The 6,924-nt window shown below is 70.9% G+C and carries 6 protein-coding genes and 1 pseudogene; 4 read left to right on the top strand and 3 right to left on the bottom strand.

The features are described from left to right. Positions 1–666 (bottom strand): annotated as a pseudogene (locus ACFTZL_RS38325) (hypothetical protein); the annotation flags it as partial. A 318-nt stretch (positions 667–984) separates the two neighbouring features. On the opposite strand from ACFTZL_RS38325, the gene ACFTZL_RS38320 reads away from it, so the two are divergent. Beyond that, positions 985–2,049 (top strand): alpha/beta hydrolase, encoded by a 1,065-nt coding sequence (locus tag ACFTZL_RS38320; RefSeq protein WP_382593087.1) that lies wholly within the window; start codon positions 985–987, stop codon positions 2,047–2,049. Here the strand turns inward: ACFTZL_RS38320 and ACFTZL_RS38315 are convergent. After that, positions 2,043–3,110, bottom strand: a complete 1,068-nt coding sequence (locus tag ACFTZL_RS38315) for a D-2-hydroxyacid dehydrogenase (protein WP_382593084.1) — start codon at positions 3,108–3,110, stop codon at positions 2,043–2,045. The genes ACFTZL_RS38320 and ACFTZL_RS38315 overlap by 7 nt on opposite strands. Further along, positions 3,107–3,745 (bottom strand): RraA family protein, encoded by a 639-nt coding sequence (locus ACFTZL_RS38310; protein WP_382593081.1) that lies wholly within the window; start codon positions 3,743–3,745, stop codon positions 3,107–3,109. Before ACFTZL_RS38310 ends, ACFTZL_RS38315 begins: the two co-directional genes overlap by 4 nt. A 501-nt stretch (positions 3,746–4,246) precedes the next feature. On the opposite strand from ACFTZL_RS38310, the gene ACFTZL_RS38305 reads away from it, so the two are divergent. The 3 genes from ACFTZL_RS38305 to ACFTZL_RS38295 form a co-directional block, all read left to right on the top strand. Further along, positions 4,247–5,623, top strand: coding sequence for an MFS transporter (locus tag ACFTZL_RS38305; RefSeq protein WP_382593078.1), 1,377 nt, complete (start codon positions 4,247–4,249; stop codon positions 5,621–5,623). 26 nt (positions 5,624–5,649) lie between these two features. Continuing rightward, positions 5,650–6,456 carry a LamB/YcsF family protein gene (locus ACFTZL_RS38300; RefSeq protein WP_382593075.1) on the top strand — a complete coding sequence of 269 codons (807 nt, stop codon included), beginning with the start codon at positions 5,650–5,652 and terminating at the stop codon, positions 6,454–6,456. Between the two features lie 19 nt (positions 6,457–6,475). Further along, a partial coding sequence (locus tag ACFTZL_RS38295) for a carboxyltransferase domain-containing protein (RefSeq protein WP_382593071.1) occupies positions 6,476–6,924 on the top strand: 449 nt, incomplete at its 3' end.

Here is a 6,924-nt window from a genome sequence, read left to right as displayed (position 1 = left end):
GCCGGGCAGCACCACGGCGCCGCCGCGCGGCACCTGGACGCCGAAGTCCCGCAGGGCCCAGTTGAGCCCTCGCGACTGCTGCGGGACGGCGCGGTGCTCCACCACCCGGTGCCGCAGGCCCGGCGGCAGCCACCGCGCCACCGGCATGCGGCCCTGCTCGTCCGTGGTCATCGCCTCGTGCACGACCACGTGAATGTGCCAGCCGCCGCGCACCGCGTTCCGGAGCAGGCGCTTCGTCTCCTTGTCGTCCTGGGGGAGCGGATTGATCTCCCGCAGGGACAGCTCCGCGGCGGCGTCCCGGTCCCAGGCGGCGTCCGGCTCCTGCGGCCAGAACAAGCCGGTCGGCGACGGCCAGTCGTCGCTCCACGGCTGCTCGGCCTCCGCGACCAGGATCCACTCCTGGCCCTCGCCGTCCGGACCGGGCGTCACGCTCAGCCGGGCCCGCACGGTCACCCCGTCGCCGACCTGCCAGCGGGCCTCGAAGACCCGCTCCGACGGGCCGGCCTGGGCCTCGGGCAACTCCAGAAAGTCGTCGATGTCCTGACTGTCCTTGCGCTGCTGGAGCGAGCGCCGGAGAACGTCTTCCGCGGCGCCGGAGGCATGACGGCCGCGCGCCAGCCACACCGTGGCGGGCGTCTGGGGGCGGACGGTGGAGGAGATCGGCATGGGTCCATCTGTGAGCTGGGGGCAGGTGCGCCTGCCAGTATCGTCACCGCAGGCCGACCGGGATAACCCGGGGTCACACCTATGGGCGTACCCCTGATGAGCGCTGCCATGTGAGGTGTGCCCTGCGCACGGGGTGTGCGCGCCGCGCGCACACCGACGGTTCACACTCATGGCCCAGCCGACCCCACGATCCCGACAATGGACCGCACGAGCAGGGCCCGCCCACCATCCGCATCGGGGCGGGTCCTGTTCGCTTCACCAGCGCTGTCGTGTCGGCCGGGTGAGGGGTGTGGGGCTCTGGGTATGGTGCGGGACGTGATGGCTGACCGCCGGCGGTTCCTGGCCCTGACGATGCCGGCGCTGGTGAGTGCCGCAGGCATCCTGGCGCCCACGGCGCCGCGCGCCACAGCCCATGCCCACGCCCGCGAGGGCGCCCGGGTGGTGGACGAGCAGCGGAGGGACGGCCGGATCGTCGACCTCACCGTGCGCTCGCCCGCCCTGGGCCGCGACGCGCGCGTCCGGCTGCTGACCCCGGACGGCTGGGAGCGGCGCGGCCGGCACGACCGCCGGCCGGTGCTGTACCTGTTCGCCGGAGGCGACGGCGACCACGACACCTGGACCCGGGAGTACGAGGTCCAGAAGAGACCGGAGTTGCGCGGCACCCTCGTCGTCATGCCCGAGATGCCGCTGTACGGCTTCTACAGCGACTGGTGGAACCACGGCCACGGTGGACCGCCCGCCGTCGAGAGCTTCCATCTGCGCGAGGTGCTGCCCCTGCTCGAACGCGACTACGGCGCGGGCACCCGGCGGGCGGCGGCGGGGGAGTCCCAGGGCGGTTTCGGCGCACTCTCCTACGCGGCTCGGCACCCGGGTCTCTTCCGTGCCGTGACCAGCTACAGCGGATTCGTGCACCCGCTGCAACACCCGCACGCCGTACGGGCGGGCATGACCTATCTGGGCCTCGACTGGCTGGCGTTGTGGGGTGACCCCGTCGCCCAGCGCGCCATCTGGCAGGCGCACGACCCCTACTGTCTGGCCGAACGTCTGAAGGGCACCCGTGTCCATCTGTCCAGCGGCGACGGCAGGGCAGGAGCGCTCGACCCGCCCGGCACCGGGCCCGATCCGCACATCCCCGGTCTGGAGGATCCGGACCATCCGTTCCCCGAGGACGTGATCTCGCCGACGGAGACCCTGATGGGGCAGGAGTCGCGTGCCGTCGCCACCCGTCTCAGGAGGGCAGGTGTCCGGGTGAGCACGCACTTCTACGCCGGTACCCACTCTCCGCCGTACTGGTGGCGGGAGCTGGACCGCACCCTGCCGATGCTGCTGAGGGCCCTGGCCCCCGGTCCCACCTCTCGCGCAGAGCGCGTCCCCGCTCAGTAGAACTCGACGGTGTTCACGCGGTTGACGAGGTCCTGTCCGTCGAGGAGCCGGGTGGCGTTGGCGGCGAAGAGTTCGGCGATGAGGCGGTCCTCCGACGCGTCCAGCGCGGCGGTGTGCGGGCTCACCAGCACCCGGTCGTGGTGCCAGAGCGGACTGTCGGCCGGCAGCGGCTCCGTCTCGAAGACGTCCAGCGCGGCGAAGCCGACCCGGCCGGAGCCGAGCGCGTCGGCCAGGGCTGCCTCGTCCACGACGGTGCCGCGACCCACGTTGACCAGCGAGGCCCCGGGCCGCAGGGCGTCGAAGAACCGTTTGCCGAGGAGGTGTTCGGTCGCCTCGGTTCCGGGGAGCGTGTTGACGACGGCGTCCACGGTGGGAGCCACCTCGGTGATCCTGTCGGGGTGCACCACGGCGGAGACACCAGGGACGGTGACGTCCCTTCTGCTCGTTCCGATGACCGTCGCGCCCAGCGCGTGCAGTGCCGTGGCCACGGCCCGGCCGATCCCGCCCAGGCCGAGAACGAGGACGGTCTGCCGGCTCACCTGCCCCATCGTCCAGCGGCCGCTCCATTCGCGGTCGCGCTGCTGGCGGTTGAGGCGGGGCAGATCCTTGGCTCCCGCGAGCACACCGAAGACGGCGAACTCGGCGAGCGGACGTCCGTGCACCCCGGCCGAGGTGGTGAAGAGGACCCGGTCGAGCTCCTCGGCGTTCAGTCCGGCGGCCTTGACCTGGCCGCCTCCGCCCGCGGCCATGGTGTGTACCCAGCGCAGGCGCGGGTTGGCCCGGACGGCGCGGGCCAGGGCGGCCGGGTCCACGTCGGGGATCCCGTACAGGGCGTCGGCCGAGTCGATCGCGGCCTCGTAGGCACGCTGCTGCTCGGGAGTGCGCTGCCAGCCCGGCTCGCCCGAGAAGTCCGCGGGCCAGCGCATCGGGGGCAGCAGGGAGCGGTCGACGACGAGGTCGATCCGCGGTTCCAGCCGCCGGATGAGCGCACCGTTCTCCTCGGACAGCGGGGCGGCGACGGCGACCCGGAGGCGGCCCGGCACCTGGTTCCGGCCGGTCACCGGGCGGCCTGGCCGCGCAGCGCCTCGACCTCGGCGTCGAGCGCGGCCTCGCGGGCGACGATCTCCTCCACGGCCAGCAGCGCCTCCTCGGCGCGGTGCGGCGGGATGACGATGACGCCGTCCCCGTCGGCGGCGACGATGTCGCCCGGGTTCACCACGACACCGCCGAGGGCGACGGCTTCGCCGATCGTGCCCGGGCCGTTCTTGAAGGGCCCGGCGGGAGTCAGCCCCCGCGCGAAGACCGGGACGCCGAGTCGTTCGATGATCGCGGCGTCGCGCACATATCCGTCGACGACCGCGCCGGCGGCACCGTGCACGGCGAACCGCTGGGCGAGGTTGTCGCCGATGATCGCGCGGCCGTCGTAGCCGAAGGCGTTGATGACGAGGACGTCGCCGGGGCGGATGTGCTCGAGCGCCTCGATCACGGCTTTGTTGTCGCCCGCGACGGTGAGGACCGGGAGTGCCGTGCCGACGGCCGCGGCGCCGTTCCAGATGGGGGCGATGCCTCCGTCGACGATGTTCAGCCGGTCGAGGGCGTCGCCGAGGTTGGCCACGGAGTGGGCGCGGAACTGCTTGAGCACCTGCTCGTCGACGCGCTCCCACGCCGTGTTGACGCGCACGTTGTCCTGGGTCATCGCAGAGTCCTTCCAGAAAATGCGAAACCTTTCGCGTTTCGCGTCAGTCAGTGTGCATCCATCGGACGTGCGACACAAGGGGTGGCCGAAACGGGTCGCATCGGAAGCGGGCGGGCCATGGAATCCGGCGTCATTTCGCCGCGAGAGTCGCAGAGTCCAAGGCGTGGGAGGGGTGGCAGCGAGAGTTTGACGAGAAGGTGAACACATCCTTGACCACCCGAGAATGCGAACCTATTCTCATTCGCGATTCCAGTCGCAACTCGGCTCCGGCGCTGTTCCGCGGTCTTCCCCCGTGACACTTCCGCCCGCCCCCTCAGGCGCGGGCCGCATTCGAACAGCGCCGTAGTCACCTGCCCCTGAGGCACTGTCACCGCTTTCCCCTCCTGGCCCCACCTTCGTGGGCGCACCTCGGCGCATGAGCGATCACCGGCAACCACTCCGCTCGGCGCACGATCCTCAGGACACCGTCCCCGGAGTCCGCGACACCGAAAGTGAACGCGTATGACAACGTCAGATCGGCTCGACATCCCCTCAGACCGTGGCGAGGCATCCTCAAAGACGCCCGACGCGGCAGCGGTCGACGTCGTCTCCGCCAACCGCAAGGTCGTCCGCAAGGCCACTGTCGCGGGCTCCGTCGGCTCCTTCGTCGAGTGGTACGACTACGGCATCTACGGCCTGCTCGTCACCTATCTCGCGATCAACATCATGGGAGAGGCCGAGGCCGGAGGCCTCTTCCTCACCAACGTCGGCTTCCTGGTCAGCTTCGTCGCCCGCCCCTTCGGAAGCGTGATCTGCGGTTACCTCGGCGACAGGCTCGGGCGCAAGAGTCTTCTCGCGGCCCTCCTGGTGCTGATCTCCGCGGCCACCGCGGCCATCGGCCTCATCCCCTCCCACGCCGTCATAGGCGTGGCCGCGCCCGTCCTTCTGGTGCTGCTCCGGGTGCTGCAGGGCTTCTCGGCCGGGGGCGAGGTGGCCGGCGCCATGTCCTTCGTCGGCGAGTACGCGCCGGACGCCCGCCGCAACTACATGATGAGCTTCATCGCCGTCGGCTCGTTCGTCGCCCTGATGTTCGGCAGCGCCTTCTCCGCCGTCCTCATCACGACCCTCGGTGACGACTCCATGACCTCCTGGGCGTGGCGGGTGCCGTTCCTGCTCGCCGTGCCGCTCGGCTACGTCGGCTTCTACATCCGCCGCCGGCTGGAGGAGACCCCGCACTTCAAGGCCCTGCGCGAGCAGAACACCGTCGCGCGCAACCCGCTCAAGGAGGCCTTCACCTCCCGGCGCCATCTGAAGGCGATCGCCCTCACGATCTTCCTCCCCGCCCTCAACGGCCCCGGCTACTACCTGCTCTTCGTCTACATGCCGACCTACTTGAAGACCTCGCTGGGCGAGCACAACTTCTCGATGCTGCGGGCGCTCACGGTCACCGCGTTCAGCCTGGTCGCCATCGTCATCTGTATCCCGCTCATGGCCCGCCTGTCGGACCGGATCGGCCGCAAGCCCGTACTCGCCGGCTCGGCACTCGCCATGGCCGCCGTCTCGTACCCGATGTTCCGGCTCATCGTCACCGGCGAGTTCGGGCTCGCCTGCATCGGCACCATCGTCCTGGCGATCGCCTTCTCCGGGCACGCCGCCGTCGTGCACACCATGCTCGCCGAGATGTTCCCGACCACGGTGCGCTACTCCGCCTACAGCATCGGATTCAGCCTCTCGACGATCATCTTCGGCGGCAGCGCCCCGCTGGTGATGACGGAGCTGATCGAGTCGACCGGCTCCAACCTCGTCCCGGCGTTCGCCTCCATCATCACCGCCCTGATCACCCTGGTCACGGTCGCCTTCCTGCGCGAGACCAAGGGCCAGCCCCTCGCGGCCCGCTGAATCATCCCCCCACGAGGAGAGACACCATGGGAATCAACTCCGTAGCCGTCGTCGCCGACCTCGGCGAGAGCTTCGGCAACTACACGATCGGAGACGACGGCGCCCTGCTCGGCCTGGTCACCTCGTCGAACATCGCCTGCGGCTTCCACGCCGGTGACCCGCGCATCATGGACCGGACGGTCTCCGACTGTGTCGCGCGCGGCATCGAACTGGGCGCCCACCCCGGCTACCCCGACCTGGTCGGCTTCGGCCGCCGGCTCATCGAGGCGACCGAGGAGGAGATCCGCACCGACGTCCTCTACCAGCTCGGCGCCCTGGACGCCTTCGCGCGGGTGCACGGCGGCACCATCAGCCATGTCGCCCCGCACGGCCGGATGGGCTCGATCGCGCAGACCGACGCCAAGCACGCCCGTGCCATCACCGACGCGATCGCCGCGTACAACACCGACTACATCGTCATCTGCCAGCGCGGCCTGCTCGCGGAGGAGTCGCGCAAGCGCGGCCTGGAGGTCGGCTACGTGTTCCTCGCCGACCGCGGCTACGGCGACGACGGCATGCCCGTGCCGCGCTCCCACGAGGGCGGACTCATTCACGACCCGGAGCTGATCGGCGAGCGCTCGGCCCAGGTCGTACGGGAGGGGACGGTGCGCTCGGTCAACGGCAACGTGGTCCCGCTCGGCCACGACGCCGACGTCCTGCTGCTGCACGGCGACCACCCGTCCGTCCTCGCGAACGGCACCGCGCTGCGTGCCGCGCTCGACAAGGCGGGCATCCAGGTCGGCGGCCTGCGCGAGGTCCTGGCGCAGAAGGCGGAGGTCGCGCTCGCCGGCTGAGGGCAGGGCGCACCAGGTGATGACCACAGCACAGTACGGCGCCCTCACCGTCGAGCCCTACGGCGACTCGGCGGTGATGGTGACCATCCCGCATACCGACCAGGCCATCCGCAGGGCCGGGATCGTCGCGTTCCGCGACCGTTTCCTGGCGCACCGCCCGCACGGTGTGCTCGACGTCGTCTCCGGTCTCGAATCCCTGCTCATCGAGTTCGACCCGCTGCGGACCGCGCTCGAGCACGTGGAGTACGCGGCCCGGCTGGTGGCGCGGTGGGCGTCGTCGCCCGCGGACGGGCCGGCCCGCTCACGGCAGGTGCGGACATTCGCCATCCCCGTGGTCTTCGACGACGACACCGGCCCCGATCTGGTGTCCGTCGCCGAGGAACTCGGCCTGGCCACCACCGATGTGGTCGAGGCGATCGCCCGGTCCACCTTCACCATCTGCCTCCTCGGTGCGGCGATGGCCCCGAT

The organism is Streptomyces sp. NPDC056948 (assembly GCF_042674225.1).
GTDB lineage: Bacteria > Actinomycetota > Actinomycetes > Streptomycetales > Streptomycetaceae > Streptomyces > Streptomyces purpurascens.
The sequence above is the reverse complement of the archived record's forward strand: the minus strand, read 5'-3'. Positions and strand labels throughout refer to the sequence as shown.